The following is a 17148-nucleotide window of genomic DNA, read 5'->3' on the forward strand; positions in this document are numbered from 1 at the left end:
CAAAATCCATCGACCAGCTCTGGTTCGGACCTGTCGGCTGGGGCCGAACCACGCGCTCGACGGCGGTAATGCGCTTATGTATTGACCCAGTGAAATCCTGCTCACGTCATAATCGAGGAAACGACGTTGAGCACGAAGATGGAAGAAGACATCAAACGCTGGACGGCCAAGCGCAAGAGTGCGCTGGTGCTGGACATCATTCAGGGCAAGACCACCGTGGCTGAGGCAAGCCGTCAGTACGACCTATCACCGTCGGAGGTCGAACAGTGGATCGATGACGGCAAGCGGGGCATGGAGAACGCCCTGCGCGCGAATCCGCAGGACGTGCGCGAACAGTACGAACGCCAGCTCAAGGACCTGCAAGAGGCCTATGGCGAGGCGATGCTGGAGCTGCGCGCCAGAAAAAAATTGCAGTCCCTGCTGGGCGAGGACGAGAAGTGATCGAGACGATCCGCCAGGGACTGCAAGCCGACGGTATCACCGTCTCGATCGCCAAGTTGTGCCGCTGGTTCGGTGTGCCGCGCCGTACGGTGTACTACAAGCCGGTGAAGTCCGCACCCAAGGTCGATCCCAAGTTCGCCGTGCCGATCAAGGCGATGATCGAGGAATCGCCGTCGTTTGGGTACCGGACGGTGGCGCACCTGCTGGGGTTCAACAAGAACACCGTGCAGCGCGTGTTCCAGTTGATGGGCTGGCAGGTTCGCAAGCGGCCGATCGGGTTCAGGCCTCGCATCCAGGCTCTGCCTTCGGTAGCGACGATGCCCAATGAACGCTGGTCTACGGACCTGTGTCGCGTGTGGGCCGGACGGGACGGCTGGGCAACGCTGGCGCTGGTGATCGACTGCCACACACGTGAGTTGCTTGGCTGGCATCTGTCGCGAAGCGGTAGGGCCTGCACGGCGGGTGCTGCTCTGGAACACGCTCTGATCGCTCGCTTCGGGACGCTGGGGCGAGTACCGATGCCGTTTCTGCTGCGCTCGGACAACGGCTTGGTTTTTACCTCGCGCAGCTACACCGCCCTGGTGCGTAGCTACGGCTTGCGCCAGGAGTTCATCACGCCGCACTGCCCGCAGCAGAACGGCATGATCGAACGGGTGATCCGCACGCTCAAGGAACAGTGCGTGCATCGGCACCGCTTCGAGACGATCCAACACGCCAGCCGCGTGATCGGAGACTGGATACGCTTTTACAACGACCGGCGCCCGCACCAGGCGCTTGGAATGAAGACGCCGGCTGAGGCATTTGCATTAGCCGCTTAACCTGAGCAGGTTCTGCTGGGTCAATACAACCCCGGCGAGCAAGCTCGTGACCAGATTGATCCGCTGCTCTCGTTCGTCCGCAGTCGTCGCCTTATCCAGCTTCTCCAGCAAGGCAGCGACAACTGTTGCCGACGCCGCACCTATGGCAGAGGCGCTGCAGGACCCAGTCATGGCGCCGCCGGCACATCCCACCACCGCATGCAACGCTGCCCGCGCGGCCGTTCCGACGTCGTCGTCTCCCAGAGAGGCAGTCAGCTCCTTCACTTGCTGCGCAGCCAGACCTTGCAGATATCCAGCCGCACCAGCACGGGCCATATCGACCAGGCTCGCGGAGACGTTGCCAGAGACACCGCCGATGATCGCCGTCGCAATCAAGCGATAGTCACCACCTGGCGCCCAACGTCCCAGGGCTTCGTATCGCTGCGTCAGCTGGGCGATCTTGTCAAAATTTGCGTTCTCGCCCTTCTTCAGTTCGATCGCCAGTTCGTTGCCGATCCGCGCCTGCTCCGCCTCCGCCTCTCTCGCCCGATTCGCGAGGAATGTGCCGCCCTGTTTCTGCAGCTCCAGCGCAATCTCCAACCCCGCCTCGATCTTCTCCTTATCAAAGATCGGCTTCAGCGCGTTCAGCGTGTCGCTCGTATCGCGATTCAAGTTCGCGATGGTCTCCGACACGGTCATGCCGGTCAGGTCTTGCTGGGCGACGGCGTCGCGGATGATGATGGTGCCGCCGCTGATGGCGCTATCCGTTGTCGATTTGGACTTGTCGAAGGCCACAGCCGCGCCCGGGGGGCTGATGCGGGTCTTGCCCAACGTCGGGCTCAGGCCCAGCGACGCCTGTGCCGCCTTGTACTCGGCCTCGTTCTTGATGTCCTTGGTGATGAGCGTGCCGGTGGCGAGCTGGTTCAGGCGGTTTGCGACGGCCTGTTCACTGCTGCCAATGACCGCGCCGACGAGCGAGGTGTTGCCCTTGACGTCGATCTGGAAGCCGCCGTCTCCGGCCCACAGGCCGGCCTGCTGGGTCACCGAGTCGAAGTTGCTCTTCATGTAGCCCGCGCCCACGTTGAGCGAGCCGGAGCTCGAGCCGTAGCAGAGGGGCGGAATGCAGAGCGAGATCGAGAAGCCCGCGTTGCTCTGCGAAGACTTGAATCGGCTGGAGTCCTGCAGGCTTTCGAGCAGCAGGCTGCCGCCCACCGAAGCGATGATCTGGTCAGCCCGGCCCGCGGCGCCACTGAACGTCGTGTTGCCGGCGGACTCGATCGCCAGCATGTTGCCTGCGACGATGTTGCTGTTGGTCCAGCTGTTGTCCTTGCCGTCTTCCTTGCTGCGGGACATGTTCATGCCCGCTTCGATAGAGATGTCGTTTTGTTGGCCGGTGCTGAGGCCAATCCCGATGCTGCTGCCCGAGCTCTTGCTGCGGGTCTTCTCCTCGTAGAAGTTCTTTGCCGCCTGCAGCAGGATGTCGCCGTCAGCTTTCAGGACGGCGTTGTTGCCGGCGGCCAGCGTCGAGCCCGTGACCGTGATGTCGGACTCGCTGCCCGCGCCACGGGCGATGATGGTCAGGTCGTTGCCCGCCGTGACGGTGGAGCCGGCCGAGGTGACGGACGAGCGGTCCGTGGTCGTTTTGCTCTTGCTGCTGCCGTAGCTGATCTTGATGCTGCCGCCGCCGGCTTTGTCGATGGCGGAGACGGCGTCCTCGCCCGTAGGGCCAGGCGTGGGAGCCGGCTGGCCCGCGGCCTTCGCTGCGTCGGCGGCATACTTGTTCTTTGCGTCAGCCGCCGCCATGGCAGCGCCCGGCGCAGCCATGAGCTCGTCATACGCGTTGCTCGCCGCCAGGCCGGTGGTCACCCCCGCCAGTCCCGCCATCACGGCGTTGTCCGACTTGCCGGCGGCTTCGGCCATGCGCACGCCGGTCTTGGCCGCATCGATGATGGGGCTGCTTGCCGTCAAGGTAAAGCCCGACTGCTTGGTCTCGAACACCTCACGTTGGCGCATGGTGTTGTCGACCGAGCCGATGGTGATATCCCGAGCCACGAGCGATACGTCGCCCTGGCGCGCGATGATGTCGCTGCCCATGACCTGCAGCGAACCGCCCGCGTTGATGAGCACGTCGCCTTCGACGCTGCCGAGCGTGCTGCCGGTGTTCAGGCCGCGCTGCGTGTCCACGGTGCGCGTGGTCTGGCTGCTGCCGTAGCTCAGGCCGCCCAGGCCGCCGAAGCCCGACTTCTTCGTCTTCTCGTAGTACTGGTCCTTGGAGCTGTTCTGTGCCGTGACGATGTTCACGTTGCGGTCGGCGGAGACGATCATGTCGTTCTGCGCGGCCGCGTTCGAGCCGGTGATGTTCACGTCCTGGCCGGCCATCATGACGAGCATGTCGCCCGTGAAGGTGGTGGACAGCGAGTCCGTCCAGTCCGACTGCTCGCGCGTGTGGCGGCTGCGGCTGGACATGAAGCCCTTCTTCTTGAAGTAGGTCTCGACGTAGGTGTGGCTGGTCTTCTGACCGGCCTGGAGGTTGATGTCGCGCCCGGCACCCACCGACAAGCGGCCCTCCGCCGACACATCGGCGGCGCGCGCGTTCACGTCGCGCCCGGCGATCATCGTGAAGTCGCCACCCGCCGAAAACTGCGACCCGATCTCCGACGTCACGTCGAGATTGCTGCTGTTCTTTTTCTTCCGGTAATAGTCCTCGGCATACGCCGTCTGCGTGGTCGTCAGGTTGATGTCGTTGCCGGCCTGCAGGCGCGCGTCCTCCTCGGCACGGATCACGGCGGTTTGCGCGTTGATGTCGCGCCCGGCCTGGACCTCGAGGTTCTTCGCGTCGATGCGGGCCACGCCATCGACCACGGTGCCGCTCGCGCCGCGCAGGGCGTCGCCGGACTGGAACGATTGCGTGGTGGCGAGCAGGTTCACATCGCGCCCTGCCTCGAGCGACACGTCGTCGCCTTTGATTAGACCGGCCACGTTGGTGATGTCGGTACGCGCGGCGAGGTCGACGGTTTCGGCCTGCACGGTGCCGATGGTGTTGTTGATGTTGTCGGCGGCCACGACCAGCGCTTCGCGCGCGCCCAGCGTGCCGCTGTTGTTCACGTTGCCGTTGACGTCGACCACGGTGTCGCGGCTGGCGATCAGGGTGCCGTCGCCTTTCAGGTCACCGGGCTTGACCGACAGATAGACCTGCGGTGCCAGCACTTTCTGCTGCGTGCCGTCGGGCAGCGTGACGGTCTGCTCCACCATCCAGACGATGTCGGAGGTCAGATGCTTCATCTGCTCTTCGGACAGCGCGCTGCCGATGGTGAGGCCGTATTCCTTGGCGAAGTCGGCGCCGGCCTGCATCAGGCCCTTGTACTGGGATTCGTTGTCGGTGTAGTCGCCCACGAAGCGCTGGCCCGTGCCCAGGCGGATCTGCTCGGCGATCTGGTTCTGTTCGTAGAAGGCGTCGCCCAGGCGCTTGAGTACGTGGCCGGGATCCTGGTTCAGTGCGTTGAACAGGAAGTCGCTCGACAGCACGTTGCGCTGGCCGATGAACTGCGTGTCGGTGGCGATGAGGTACGGCGCACTGGGCGCGCTCACCACGCGGTAGAGCGAGCTTGTCGGGATCACCGGCGGCAAGGTAACGACCGAGATGCTGCGGCCGCCGGGCATGGTGACGCGTACGACTTGCGCAGGGGGCAGCTGCGCGGTGGCGCCCGGACTCACGTTGGTGGGCATCGCGCCCGTGTTCTGCGTGGTCGCGCCCAGGCCCACGTCGATGCGTTCGGCCGCCACGATGGCGTCGTACGGCGAGCGGCTGTGTTTGCGGCCGTCCGAGTCGTAGGTCCATACCGCCTCGCCGACGAGCTGCGTGACGCGTTCGCCGGCAGCGCCGATGTTGTCGAGCTGGCCGCCGGTGACGGCGAGCGTGCCCCCCGCCACGATCTGGCTCTTGTCGTTGACCACGTTGCCGGCCAGGCGCGCGTCGCCACCCACCAGGATCTTGCCGGGATCGCTCGACGTAATGCGGGTTTCCCGCTTGATCTCGACGACTTCGTAGTAGTAGAAGTCCTTGACCATGCGGTTATTGAAGAAGTCGCTGTTGAAGGCGCGGATCTCCGCGTTCAGCGCTTCGTAGAGCGCGATGTCACGGTCGTATGCGGCCTTCTGGGCCTGCAACGCTTCGCAGTTGCGGACGCACTCATCCAGACCGACCGGCTCGGGCACGCCCGAGGGGCGCTCGATGCCGAACACGTCCCAGATCTTGGCATCGGCCGGATACAGGAACCGTGCGGGCCAGGAGGTTGGCATGTCCGCATCGCCACCGAGATTTAGGTCGAATGTCTCGGCCGGTTCCCGCGCAATGGAGCGGACCGGCACGGGTAAACCCCGATCAGGCTAGGGAATTGCCGGGGGCAAGCGTGCAGACTGCACTGGGGGAGGTGGTCTGCTCTGTGAAATTCGTGCCAATGGCAAGCTAAGCGGATGGCACCTAAAAGGAGCCCCGTACCCGCCGCCCATCCGGCGCGCCTGCTTCGGGGTCCTGGTCGCGTGGCAGGCATACGAGCACCAGCAGCGAACAGGCTCCCGCGCAGAGGAAGGCATAGGTGTATCCGCCGCCCGCTGCCACGAACGCTGCGAAGGCCGTAGGCGCGATCATGTTGGTCAGATTGACCAGTATGCTGGACCCGCCCGCCGTTTCGGCGATGAGGTGCGGGGGTGACCGCCGCGCCACTTCCGCGATCTGCACGCCGTTCCAGCTGGCGGCCGAGCAGCCCGCGACAAACGCCAGCACGATGACGGCCCACAGCGGCCATTGCGGGCTGGTCAGCCCCAGCAGCGCCGTCGTCACCGCCGAGAGCACGGCCGCGATGGACAAGGTCGCGGTGGCCGACTGCAGATGATCGGACACGCCGCCCAGCACGATGCGGCCGATCACGCCGCCGGCCTGCATCACGGCGAACACCGCGCCGGCCAGGCCGAGGGAGTAGCCCAGGCCATCGATGAGGTAGATCACGGTGAACGTGAACCAGCAGCTCTGCGACACCGCGAACAGGCTGCCCACGATGGACATCTTCAGCAGGCCGGGGTTGTGTCCCAGCGCCGTCAGCGGCACGCTGAGCGTGCGCAGCGACCGTAGCGTCGGCATGTGCAGGGCGCGGCGCTTCTTCGCGGGCGTTGCATCGAGGCCGGCGCTCAGCCGCCAGGTGTAGAGGGTAGGCAGCAGCACGATCAGCGCGCAGACGAGCAGCGCCATGCGCCAGCCGGCCAGCGCGACCACCACGGGCACCAGCAGCCCCGCCAGTACGCCGCCGACGGGGACGCCGGCCTGCTTGATCGAGAACATCAGGTTGCGCTTGCCCGGCGGCGAAAAGCGTTGCAGCACTTCGCTGCCGGCCGGGTTGGCCGCGCCGTTGCTCAGGCCCATGATGAAGCACGCCGCCAGGGCGATGCCCAGGCTCGGATACAACAGGAGCGCCATGCAGACGGCGCCCAGGAACAGCGTGAGCTGCAGCGTGCGCATGCCGCCTATCTGCTTGAGCAGGCCCGAGCCCGCAACCAGAATGGCGAGTCCTCCCAGGGAGTTGCTTGCCGTGAGGTAGCCGATGGAGCTGCCGCTCCAGCCGAATTCGGTGGACATCGCCGGGGCGACGATGGGAATGAGCCGGCTCAGGAACGAGGAAGTGGTCTGCAGGGTGAAGATGGCCACGACTGGCATCAGCCAAGCGGGTGCTGCACGGGTCATTGCGTCTCTTGCGTCGTTCTTGTTCGGGGGAATGGGGAAGTACCCGGCCGCTCGGCCTGCCAGGCTTGGCTTTCCCATTCATGATACCCCTGCGGCGCACGCCCCTTGACCTGCGGGCCATTGCCCGGGTTGCCGGCGTTGGGCGATGCCGGCAGCGGAAAGGCTAGAAAGCCTGCCAGATCATGTGCAGGCTGACCGCGGTCATCACGATCTTGAAGCCCAGGCGGAAGGTGGCCTCGGGCAGGTTGTCCAGCGTGCGGGTGCCTATCCAGGTGCCGGCCACGCCGCTGGCGATCATCGCCGCGATGAGCGGCGCCCACTGTGCGTAGGCGAAGCCCAGCGTGCCGAACACCAGGATCTTCATGCCATGCTGGATCACCATGCATGCGGCGTGCGTGGCCACCAGCGGCTGCTTGACCAGGCCGGTGCGGGCCAGCAGCGCGGCCACCAGCGGGCCGGTGGCGCCCACCAGCATGGTGCAGAAACTCGATACGGCGCCGCTCAGGATGAAATAGCGCTTGCCGTGCGGCCGTGCCGTGCCGGCTGGCACCTTGCGGTACACCGACCACAGGATGAACAGCGCCAGCGCCACCTTGGCCAGCGCATCGGGGATGCTGACCACCACCGAGGCGCCCAGCGCGATGCCGGCCACGCTGCCCAGCGCAAACCACAGCAGCAGCGGGGCCACCAGGTGGCGGCGCTGGATGATGACGCGCCCGCTGTTCGAGCCCAGCTGCACCACGCCGTGCACGGGAAGCACGCTGGTCACCGGCAGGCCCAGGCTCAACACGGCCAGCATGGCCACGCCGCCGCCCAGGCCCATGGCGGCCGTCAGCGCCGAGGTGAGGAAGCTGGCGACCACCAGAACGGCGGCAAAGGCAGTCGTGATCTCGGGAGGGACGAAGGACATGGTGCTCTCGGATGGTCGGACGGCAGTGTAGCGCGCCCTGGATCGGGGCACTGGTGAATCCCGTTCATCACTGAACTGATCCGCAGCCAATAGATACGCCCGGGCATCGCTCCTATCATCGAGGCATCGGGGCCGGCAGCGGAAGGCCGGCCCGCACGTGTCAACGAGGAGCGGCAAGGGTGGACGATCTGGAGGCGTGGAAGAAGCTGGCGCGCGAGCATCGCGGCGTGACGCAGGAGCTCGCAGCGTTCATCGCCGGGCTCAGGTCCGGCGACATTCCCCAAAAAACCCGGGAAATCCTTGGCCATGCCCTGGTGGACGCGCTGGGCTGCGGCCTGTATGGCCTGACCACGCCATGGGGGCGCATTATGGCCGAGTTCGCCCGCGAGCAGCAGGGCCCGGCCGAGGCCGCCCTGTGGGGCGGCGGCACGCGCGTCAGTGCGGTCAACACCGTGCTGGCCGGCTTCGCCACGCCGGGCATCGCCATCAATCCCAGCCTGTACGCCAAGGTCCCGTACAAGCTCTCGGACTTCAAGGCGATTTCGCTGGTCGGCGAAGCGCCTCTCGTCCTCCTGGCACGACCCTCGCTGGGCGTGAAATCGATCGACGACCTCGTGAAGATGAGCAGGAAGGCGCCGGACGCCATCCGCTTCGGCAGCTCGGGCAACGGCAGTTCGTCGCACCTGGCCGCCGAAGTGCTGCGCGCCATGACGGACCTGCAGTACCTGCACGTGCCCTACAAGGGCGGCGGAGCCGCCATGGCCGACGTGGTGGGAGGCCAGACCGACATCACCGTGCTGCCGATCTCCGAAAGCCTGCCGTTCATCCGCGAGAAGCGGCTGCAGGCCATGGGTCAGACCGGCCGCGTGCGTTCGCCGATCGCCCCGGACATCCCCACCATCGAGGAGGGCGGCGTGAAGGGTTATGCCTCCACGACCTGGTATATGCTGGCTGCGCCGGCCAAGGTGCCCCAGAACGTGGTCGACACGCTGGCCGGCAGGTTCGCCGAAGCGCTGCGCCAACCGGACCTGCGCGAAAAACTGCAGAATGTCGGCGTGACCACCATCAATGGCGGCCCCGACCAGGCCGGCGAATTCATGGCCAGCGAAGCCGTGCGCTGGGAAAAGCTGATCACGGCCGCCAAGATCCGGCTGGAATGACGCCGTGTCAACGTATTCAATGAGGGAGACCCCGATGGGCAAGTCGACGAAGCAAGTCCTGCGTGAAAAAGTGGCGCGCCGCAACGGCCTGATCGTGGCCGGGGCATTCAACGCGATGAGCGCCAGGGTGGTGGCGGACCAGGGATTCGAAGCCGTCTACCTGACGGGCGCCGGGCTGACCAACATGCACTACGGCGCGCCGGACCTGGGCATCATCGGCCTGCGCGACGTGGCCGACGCCACCCTGCGCATCCGCGAGGCGGTGGAAGACCTGCCGCTGATCGTCGACATCGACACGGGATTCGGCAATGCGGTCAACGCCTGGCACACCGTGCGCGCCCTCGAGCGCGCCGGCGCGGACGCCATCCAGATCGAGGACCAGGTGTTTCCGAAACGGTGCGGCCACTTCGCCGGCAAGGCGGTGGCGCCGCTGCAGGAGATGCTCGACAAGATCCGCGCGGCCACCGACGCGCGCAAGGATCCCGATTTCCAGATCATCGCGCGCACCGACGCCCGGGCGGTCGAGGGCTTCGAAGGGGCCATCGAGCGGGCGCAGAAGTTCGCCGAGGCGGGCGCCGACATCCTGTTCGTCGAGGCCATGACCAGCCTCGAGGAAATCCGCAGGATCCCCCAGCTACTGAAAGCGCCCTTGCTGATCAACATCGTGGTCGGAGGCAAGACGCCCACACTGACGGCCCAGGAACTGGGCGGCCTCGGCTACAGCCTGGTGCTGTATGCCAACGCGGCGCTGCAGGGGGCGGTGCTGGGCATGCAGCAGGCGCTGTCCGCGCTCAAGCGCGACGGCAAGCTGGACGAGGATCCTGCGTTGCTCGCGCCCTTCAATGAGCGCCAGCGGCTGGTGAACAAGCCGCTGTACGACGAGCTGGAAAAGCGCTACGCCGAGCGCTGACGGCCTGGCGGCTGGAGGGCCTCCTTTGCGGCCCCCTTGCTGCTACGCGGTTTTGGTTTGTCGGAAGCAGGCAGGGCGCCGATGAGAGGCATCTTCGTGATACGCCGCGTCCCGTCGGGAGTGTCATGGCCTTCGCTATTTGCTCGACGCGTGGGAGCGTTAATCGTTGCACTACCTCACGGAAAGAATATTGGACGGACGGGCAGTCCCGCCAAGACTTTCGGCCTACCAGGCAGTCCAAGCTCGGAGAGCCCACGGGGAAGCGCAGGCGCCTTCTCTCGCAAACCCTGTCTATTTTCTTTACCTGCATACGATCCTGGGCCCCAGGACTCAGGTTAGTACCTCAAACTTGACCCCTTGCCGGGTGGCGTAACCGCTGGAATCCATCATCGGCATGCGCGTGCCACCCGCTTGAAAGGCGGCCAGGCTTCGGCCAGGCTCATAAGTATTTGCCGCTCGGCTTTCGGTTCAAGGGATCATTCATGAAATTTCTCGCCAGCAATCTCGCATGCCTCCTTGCGTGTTCGGTCGTCGCGGCCATTCCTGTCTCATCGCATGCACAAAGCTATCCCGAGAAGCCGATCAAGCTCATTGTTCCATTCCCCCCAGGGGGCACCACTGACATCTTGGCCCGTCTCATGGCTGAGGGCATGGGGAAGCAGCTGGGCCAAGCCGTCATCGTCGAGAATCGGGCAGGCGCTTCGGGCATGATCGGCTCGGAGTACGTGGTCAAGGCCAGGGATGGTGGCTACACGATAGGCATGGCTACGGTCACCACGCACGCCATCAATCCTTTCGTCCACAAGCTGCCGTACGACATCAAGACTGATCTGGCGCCGATCACCAATCTGGCGTTCGTGCCCAATGTTCTGACGGTCAATCCCACGCTTGGCGTCAAGACTGTTGCTGAGCTCACCGCTTTGCTGAAGAAGGATCCCGGAAAGTACGCCTATGCATCGTCCGGCACGGGTGCCGAAGGCCATGTGGGAATGGTCGGATTCACGAAGGTGACTGCGACCGAAGCGCTGCACGTTCCTTACAAGGGCAGCGGCCCTGCGATTACCGACACTGTCGCAGGCCACACTCAGATCATGCAAGGCAACCTGCCCAGTCTTCTGCCGCAGATCAAAGCCGGAAAGCTGCAAGCGCTGGCAGTCACCTCCCCCCAGCGGCTGGATGTTCTTCCGGACGTTCCTACCTATGCGGAAGCCGGGCTTCCCAATCTCGCCCGCTCGGGCTGGTTTGGCCTTGTCGCTCCTGCGAATACTCCGGCGGACGTGGTGGAGAAGCTCAATGCCGCAGCCACCGCAGTGCTAACGCAGCCTGAGACGCAGGTGGCCATCGAAAAATTGGGCGCTACTGCCGCGCCAGGCAGTGCCGCGGACTTCGCAAGGCTGATGGACGATGAGATGCGAGTGCAAAAGGAAGTGGTTGAGTGGGCCAACATCAAGCCCTGACAGCCGGGCTGTACGCATCAGCCTTCACTCAGACATCCGACAAGTACGCAATGATGACCAATTTGATCGGCGATGTATCAAGCAGCGCCCGCATTCTTCCAGACCTCGACGGCACCAGGCTTTTTATCGAACGTGCCAAGGGCCCCTATGTATGGGATGATCAAGGCAAACGTTATATTGATACGGCCCTCGGTTTTGGCGCAATCCTGATCGGACACAGTCCGGATCCGGTGCTTGATGCAGTCACGGAGGCGTTGCATGCCGGGGCGGCGCCGTCCTTCGCTCATGTCCGCGAACACGCGGCAGCCACCGCGCTAGCCGGCCACACGGGGGATCTCACCCGGGTCATGTTCACCAATTCAGGCAGCGAGGCGGTACACCTGGCCTGCCGCGCTGCACGCGCGTTTACCGGAAAGCCAGTGATCGCCAAAATGGCAGCAGGCTTCGACGGCTGGTTTGACGAAATTACGCTGGGCAATGTCGGTACGGACGAAGCACTGTTTCCGGATTCCGAACGGCCCATGGTGGGACGCACGACGCTCCTGCGATTCAATGATGAGGATGACCTGGATCGCTTGTTCGCCACGCGCAGCGATATCGCGGCCGTAATCTTCGAGCCCATGCTGGCCAACGCGGGATGCATTCTTCCGAAAGCGGGTTATCTGGAAAAACTGCAGACGGTGGCACGCAGGCATGGTGCATTGCTCATCTGCGATGAAGTGCTGATGGGATTCCGACTGCACGCGGGGCTGACAAGCCAACTTTGGGGGTTGCAGCCGGATATCGCAACAGTCGGGAAGGCGATTGGCAGCGGCGTGCCCGTTGCTGCGGTGGTAGGGCGCCCCGACGTGCTGGCGCCATTTGCAGAAGGAAAAGTCGCGCGTGGTGGTACATACAGCGGCAACCCGATGGCATGTGCTGCGCTGACCAGCACGCTAGAGATTCTCGGCGGGGCTGACTACGCCGCACTGTGCTCACGGGGAGACAGCCTTCGGGATGCAATGCAAGCCACTTTCCGAAAGCATGGTTTGCTGATTGGCACTTCGGGGTTCGGTTCTGTCTTCAGCATCTGGCCGAAAAATCTTGCGCCGACTCGCTACGAAGATGCCGCCCGCCAGGCCAGCATGCAGTTCTCCACCGAGCTGCATCTGGCGTTGCGCAAGCATGGGGTGCTTGTCATGCCATCGCCCTATGGCCGGCTATACATCTCCTTCGCCCACGACGCTGCGATCATCGATGAGATGTTGCACGCAGTAGAGCTGGCAGCGTCGGACCTGAGCCGTACGCTTGAGCCGCTGCTTGCATGACCGATGGATCCAGTGAGTGCCTCTAGGCACTCCATGGGTGCTCCGCGAACTTCCCTTCGTAGAAGTCGCGGAATGCCCTGAGCCTGGCGCTCATGTGCCGCTTCGACGCGTGGACCATATAAATCGGCTCGACCCGGGCCGTGTCAAAGTCGGCAAGGACACGTTTCAAGCGCCCCGCCTTGAGGTCCGTGCCGACGTGAAAATCGGCAAGGCGGACAATACCGGCACCGGCCAAGGCCATCTCGCGCAGCAAGTCTCCCTGGCTGAAAGCCGCCCTGGACGGCAGCTGAACCACCTGGGTCTGGCCGTCCTGGGTGAATGACCACTCGTTCCATGAACTGTTGAAGTTGAAATTGAAGCACTGGTGCAATGGGAGATCTTCCGGCTTGTCCAGCCTGGGAGCATGTTGCAGATATGCGGGCGACGCACAGCATATCCAGCGTGCTTGCCCGATCTTCCTTGCGACGCGCGAGGACTCAGGTAATACGCCACTATGAATGGCGACATCTACGCCCTGGTCGAAGAGGTCGACAAAACGAGGGCCTACCCGAATCTCAACATTGACCTTGGGATAAGTGGCCAGGAACTCGGATAGCCATGGCACGATCTGATGTTTCGCGAAGGTCGCCATCGTATGAACAACAAGAAGACCGGAGGCTTCGCCGCTCAGCGCGTCTGCCGCCAGGCTGGCTTTTCGGACAGCAGCTTGTACCTCCCGGGCGACGTTCGCGTATGTCGTCCCTTCGTCGGTCAGAACCAAAGTACGGGCACCACGGATAAAAAGTCGAACCTGTAGCCGTTCCTCGAGCTTCGCGACCAGCCTGCTGATTGCGGAGGGCGTCATGTCGTGGGCTCGGGCTGCGGCGGAGAAGCTGCCAGCCTCCAGCGTCCAGGCAAACGCCATCAATTGGGCATAGTGGCCCGGATCCATCGAGTACTCCTGCATCTTGGTTACCTTCGGCAGCATGATAGAACTGGCCGCTATGTGGAAGCCCGCCGCGCGTCACACGGCCAGCCATGTGGTGAGTATATTGACCAAATCGCGCGCGACACGGGCCAGGTTCGGGGCGTGGACGTATTCTCTCGGCGTCGATGAGAACCGTACTGGTTGCCGCGTCCGGCCCGTTCAGTGAGCCGTTCATACCGGGAGCTAAAGATGTCCAAAATTGGAGTGAAACTGCGCGAACTACGTCGTCGACGGGATCTCGGCGTCAGGGAGCTCGCCATCCGATCGGGCGTGTCGCATTCATCGATCTCGCTGATCGAGCGGGACAAAATCAGTCCGTCGGTGGATACGCTGAGTGCCATCCTCGATGCGTTAGGGACGACGCTGGTCGGCTTCTTTTCAGAAGTACAGACGATGACCGCCTATTCACCGTTCTATAAGGCCGATGATTTCGTTGAAATCGGTCGCATAGGCCGGGTCTCGTACCGGATGTTGGGGATCAATCATCCCAATCGTGAACTCCTGATGCTCCACGAGACCTATGCACCAGGCAGCGAATCGGGCGATGCGTTCTCTCACTCCGCGCAGGAAGCGGGCGTGGTCATCAAGGGAGCGATAGAACTTACCGTGGGTGACGACGTGCAGGTCTTGATGCCCGGTGATGGCTATTACTTCGATAGCAGGCGACCGCACCGCTTCCGCAATGTCGATAAAGGCGAGAGCCAGATCATCAGCGCAGTCACTCCTCCGACGTATTAGGAGCGCTCAGGCTGAAGGGGAGGGCGGCAGCTTACGTAAACACGCAGCATCAGCTGTCAACAAAGATCACCAGCAGCCCGGACGCCGCTGCAATTGGGCTCCAGCAACATAGAATTTTCCTTGATATACATCGACAAACTAACAAGGGGTTTCCATGTTCCGTCTTGCAGCATGCCTGGTCGCGGCGACATCCGCAGTATTCTCCGCCGGCACCCACGCCGCGGAGTCGTTCCCGCACCGGCCGATTCAGATTGTCGTGCCCTTCGCTACCGGTGGAACCACCGACATTCTGGCCAGGATCATGGCCGATGGAATGAGCAAGGCGCTTGGCACTTCCGTAGTGGTGGAGAACCGGGCTGGGGCTACCGGCATCATCGGATCAGAATACGTGGCAAATGCGAAGCCGGACGGTTATACCCTCGGCATCGCCACGGTCTCGTCGCACTCCGTGAATCCCGTCGTTCGCAAGCTCCGGTTCGATGTTCAAAAGGACTTGGTCCCGGTCGTCAACATTGCAAATTCGCCGACCGTACTGGTCGTAGGTTCGAGTTTTCCGTCTCCTGATTTTCGAAAAATCATAGAGGCCGCAAAGAAGGAGCCAGGCAAGTACACCTTCGGTATGTCGGGGTTGGGCAGCGGTGGCCATCTGAAAATGGAACTCCTCAAAATCAAGACAGGTGCCGAGTTCCTCGGCGTGCCCTACACGGGCATCAGCCCCGCATTGCAGGACGCCATGGCCGGCCGTGTTGACGTGGTGTCGGATGACCTCCCTTCCTCCCTGCCATTCATCCAGGTGGGCCGCCTGAAGGCCGTAGCGGTAGCCAATCCCAGGCGGTTGGCCGAACTGCCCGACGTGCCCACTTACGAGGAACTGGGGATTCCTGAGATGAATCTGCGCTCATGGTTCGGTATGGTCGCACCGGCTGGAACGCCTATCGAAGTGATCGAGAAGCTCAACGCAGCCGCCAACGAAGCACTCAAGACAGAGAAGGTAGACACTGCGATTCGCAAGCTGGCTATCGAACCTGCGGGGGGGAGCGCGGCGGATTTCGGAAAAACCTGGGCAAACGATATGGCGATACAGCGTCAAATTGCCAGACAAGTAAACATCCAGCTTGACTGAGGCCAAGCATGTGCGCCGGCTTTATACGCCAGCATGGTCAACCTAATGAGCGACGATCACAATGAAAACCAGGATTCTTTGTGGGGCCATCTATCACGAGGCCCACAGCTTCAACCCCATCGTCACCGGTCGCAGCAGCTTCGACATCACGTTCGGCGACGATGCATTGGACAAGAATCGGGGGACCAATACGATAACGGGAGGCATCATCGACGCGGCGGAGGAACTGAATCTTGCCGTTACGGTTCCAGCTTCCTTTCGTACCCTGCCGGCAGGGCCGGTAGACCACAGGGTTTTCCTCGAGTTTCAAGACTGCATGCTCGAGGCGGCTCGCAGTGGGGACTTTGACGCCATCGTCCTGTCCCTGCATGGTGCCATGATGACGACCGAATGTTCGGATCCTGAGGCCGAGCTGATGCGCAATTTGCGCAAGATAGTCGGACCTTCCATGCCCTTGACGGCCGGTATGGACTTGCATGCCCACGTGACGCCGGAGACTCTCGCGCCGTGTGATTTCATCACCGCCTTCAAGACCAATCCACACTCCGACATGGCGCTCACAGGACGACGTGCATTGCACGCGGCCAAGGGCATGTTGGATGGGACGTTCATGCCGGTCTGCGCTTCGGTTCACATCCCCATGCTGACGCTGGGCCGCGACCGTACCGACGAACAGCCGCTGCTGGGTTTGCACGAGCTAGCAGCCTCGTATGTGAAGGACGGGGGGCTGTGGGACATGAGTATCTTCAATGTTCAGCAGTTCCTGGACATTGCCGGGATGGGCCAGACGATACTGGCCTATAGCAACGGGGACCCGGACAAGGCACGTGAAGCCGCCGACGATATTGCGCGGCGTCTGTGGGATCTCCGCGCAGAGACCATCGGGTCGTATCCCGGCATCGAGGAGGTACTGACGATCGCGTCGCAGGCAGGCCGTACTCGGCCGGTCATCATCGGCGATCAGGGCGATCGAGTGGCTGCCGGGGGGCCCGGCGATAGTACATATATCTTGCGCGCTCTGAAGGATGACTTCAATTCGCTTCCCGCCGCGTTGCCGATTCGTGATCTGGAGGCAGTACGCGCATGCATGCGTCACAGGCCCGGAGATCCCGTCACGGTGGTCGTAGGAGGCAAGCACAGCGTGGAAACAGCACCGGTGCAATTGTGTGGGACGCTGCTGGAATGGGGGGAAAACAGGACAATCACCCTTAAAGGGCCGGCCCATGCCGGTGTTCAGGTCAGTACGGGCGCATATGCCGTGGTTCAGGAAGGGCCGGTGTCGGTGATCCTGACCGAAAAGCCGCTGAATTTCATGGATCCCAACTTCTATACAGGCTTCGGAGTCAATCCGGGCGATGTGCGTGTGCTGGTTGCCCGATCCGGTTACCACTACACCTTGAACTATGCGGACACTGGCGATTGCTTTACGACGGATACGCCGGGAATGACTGCCTACCATCCGGAGCAGCAACCGTTCACGGTCGCACGGCCATTCTGGCCGGTGGATGACATCCCATACCGCCCGCGGACGACTCTGACCGTCCGCCGTTCCTAGACTTTCCTCGGTTTCCGCAGGCTTGGCTGCCGTCGCAGCCAAGCTATCC

The 17148-nt window shown here is 63.1% G+C and carries 13 protein-coding genes; 9 read left to right on the top strand and 4 right to left on the bottom strand.

What is annotated here, in order from left to right:
* Positions 1 to 126 precede the first annotated feature (126 nt).
* Together ACYBYQ_RS00910 and ACYBYQ_RS00915 are read left to right on the top strand one after the other, a co-directional pair.
* Positions 127 to 441, top strand: coding sequence for a DUF1153 domain-containing protein (locus tag ACYBYQ_RS00910; protein WP_126624673.1), 315 nt, complete (start codon positions 127 to 129; stop codon positions 439 to 441).
* On the top strand, positions 438 to 1259 hold the full coding sequence (locus tag ACYBYQ_RS00915; RefSeq protein ID WP_126624674.1) for an IS3 family transposase: 822 nt from the start codon (positions 438 to 440) through the stop codon (positions 1257 to 1259). Before ACYBYQ_RS00910 ends, ACYBYQ_RS00915 begins: the two co-directional genes overlap by 4 nt.
* On the opposite strand, the gene ACYBYQ_RS00920 is transcribed toward ACYBYQ_RS00915, so the two are convergent.
* From ACYBYQ_RS00920 to ACYBYQ_RS00930, 3 genes are all read right to left on the bottom strand, one after another.
* Positions 1248 to 5537 carry a hemagglutinin repeat-containing protein gene (locus tag ACYBYQ_RS00920; protein ID WP_459616509.1) on the bottom strand — a complete coding sequence of 1430 codons (4290 nt, stop codon included), beginning with the start codon at positions 5535 to 5537 and terminating at the stop codon, positions 1248 to 1250. The genes ACYBYQ_RS00915 and ACYBYQ_RS00920 overlap by 12 nt on opposite strands.
* A gap of 181 nt (positions 5538 to 5718) precedes the next feature.
* A complete protein-coding gene (locus ACYBYQ_RS00925; protein ID WP_459616510.1) occupies positions 5719 to 6972 on the bottom strand; it encodes an MFS transporter in 1254 nt (417 codons plus the stop codon).
* A gap of 163 nt (positions 6973 to 7135) precedes the next feature.
* Entirely contained in the window at positions 7136 to 7882 is a 747-nt protein-coding gene (locus tag ACYBYQ_RS00930) for a sulfite exporter TauE/SafE family protein (protein WP_459616511.1), read from the bottom strand.
* Between the two features lie 179 nt (positions 7883 to 8061).
* Here ACYBYQ_RS00930 and ACYBYQ_RS00935 point away from each other — a divergent pair, with 179 nt between their 5' ends.
* From ACYBYQ_RS00935 to ACYBYQ_RS00950, 4 genes are all read left to right on the top strand, one after another.
* Entirely contained in the window at positions 8062 to 9042 is a 981-nt protein-coding gene (locus tag ACYBYQ_RS00935; protein WP_459616512.1) for a tripartite tricarboxylate transporter substrate-binding protein, read from the top strand.
* A gap of 34 nt (positions 9043 to 9076) precedes the next feature.
* Positions 9077 to 9952: an isocitrate lyase/PEP mutase family protein gene (locus tag ACYBYQ_RS00940; protein ID WP_459616513.1), complete on the top strand. Its 876-nt coding sequence runs from the start codon at positions 9077 to 9079 to the stop codon at positions 9950 to 9952.
* Positions 9953 to 10434: 482 nt separating this feature from the next.
* Positions 10435 to 11409, top strand: coding sequence for a Bug family tripartite tricarboxylate transporter substrate binding protein (locus tag ACYBYQ_RS00945; RefSeq protein WP_459616514.1), 975 nt, complete (start codon positions 10435 to 10437; stop codon positions 11407 to 11409).
* Between the two features lie 50 nt (positions 11410 to 11459).
* Complete coding sequence (locus tag ACYBYQ_RS00950) at positions 11460 to 12716, top strand: aspartate aminotransferase family protein (protein ID WP_459616515.1); 1257 nt, start codon at positions 11460 to 11462, stop codon at positions 12714 to 12716.
* A 22-nt stretch (positions 12717 to 12738) separates the two neighbouring features.
* Here the strand turns inward: ACYBYQ_RS00950 and ACYBYQ_RS00955 are convergent, their stop codons facing one another.
* Positions 12739 to 13683 (bottom strand): LysR family transcriptional regulator, encoded by a 945-nt coding sequence (locus ACYBYQ_RS00955; protein ID WP_459616516.1) that lies wholly within the window; start codon positions 13681 to 13683, stop codon positions 12739 to 12741.
* Positions 13684 to 13872: 189 nt separating this feature from the next.
* Here ACYBYQ_RS00955 and ACYBYQ_RS00960 point away from each other — a divergent pair, with 189 nt between their 5' ends.
* From ACYBYQ_RS00960 to ACYBYQ_RS00970, 3 genes are all read left to right on the top strand, one after another.
* The gene (locus ACYBYQ_RS00960) at positions 13873 to 14421 is read left to right on the top strand and encodes a cupin domain-containing protein (RefSeq protein WP_459616517.1); all 549 of its coding nucleotides are present in this window, start codon (positions 13873 to 13875) and stop codon (positions 14419 to 14421) included.
* Positions 14422 to 14575: 154 nt separating this feature from the next.
* Positions 14576 to 15544: a Bug family tripartite tricarboxylate transporter substrate binding protein gene (locus tag ACYBYQ_RS00965; protein ID WP_459616518.1), complete on the top strand. Its 969-nt coding sequence runs from the start codon at positions 14576 to 14578 to the stop codon at positions 15542 to 15544.
* 61 nt (positions 15545 to 15605) lie between these two features.
* Positions 15606 to 17099, top strand: a complete 1494-nt coding sequence (locus ACYBYQ_RS00970; RefSeq protein ID WP_459616520.1) for a M81 family metallopeptidase — start codon at positions 15606 to 15608, stop codon at positions 17097 to 17099.
* Positions 17100 to 17148 lie beyond the last annotated feature (49 nt).

Source organism: Bordetella sp. 2513F2, from assembly GCF_054642735.1.

Coding starts and splice junctions, on each gene's coding strand:
- ACYBYQ_RS00945 (WP_459616514.1), top strand. CDS start 10,435: ATGAAATTTCTCGCCAGCAATCTCGCATGCCTCCTTGCGTGTTCGGTC.
- ACYBYQ_RS00930 (WP_459616511.1), bottom strand. CDS start 7,882: ATGTCCTTCGTCCCTCCCGAGATCACGACTGCCTTTGCCGCCGTTCTG.
- ACYBYQ_RS00950 (WP_459616515.1), top strand. CDS start 11,460: ATGATGACCAATTTGATCGGCGATGTATCAAGCAGCGCCCGCATTCTT.
- ACYBYQ_RS00940 (WP_459616513.1), top strand. CDS start 9,077: ATGGGCAAGTCGACGAAGCAAGTCCTGCGTGAAAAAGTGGCGCGCCGC.
- ACYBYQ_RS00960 (WP_459616517.1), top strand. CDS start 13,873: ATGTCCAAAATTGGAGTGAAACTGCGCGAACTACGTCGTCGACGGGAT.
- ACYBYQ_RS00920 (WP_459616509.1), bottom strand. CDS start 5,537: ATGCCAACCTCCTGGCCCGCACGGTTCCTGTATCCGGCCGATGCCAAG.
- ACYBYQ_RS00965 (WP_459616518.1), top strand. CDS start 14,576: ATGTTCCGTCTTGCAGCATGCCTGGTCGCGGCGACATCCGCAGTATTC.
- ACYBYQ_RS00970 (WP_459616520.1), top strand. CDS start 15,606: ATGAAAACCAGGATTCTTTGTGGGGCCATCTATCACGAGGCCCACAGC.
- ACYBYQ_RS00955 (WP_459616516.1), bottom strand. CDS start 13,683: ATGCTGCCGAAGGTAACCAAGATGCAGGAGTACTCGATGGATCCGGGC.
- ACYBYQ_RS00925 (WP_459616510.1), bottom strand. CDS start 6,972: ATGACCCGTGCAGCACCCGCTTGGCTGATGCCAGTCGTGGCCATCTTC.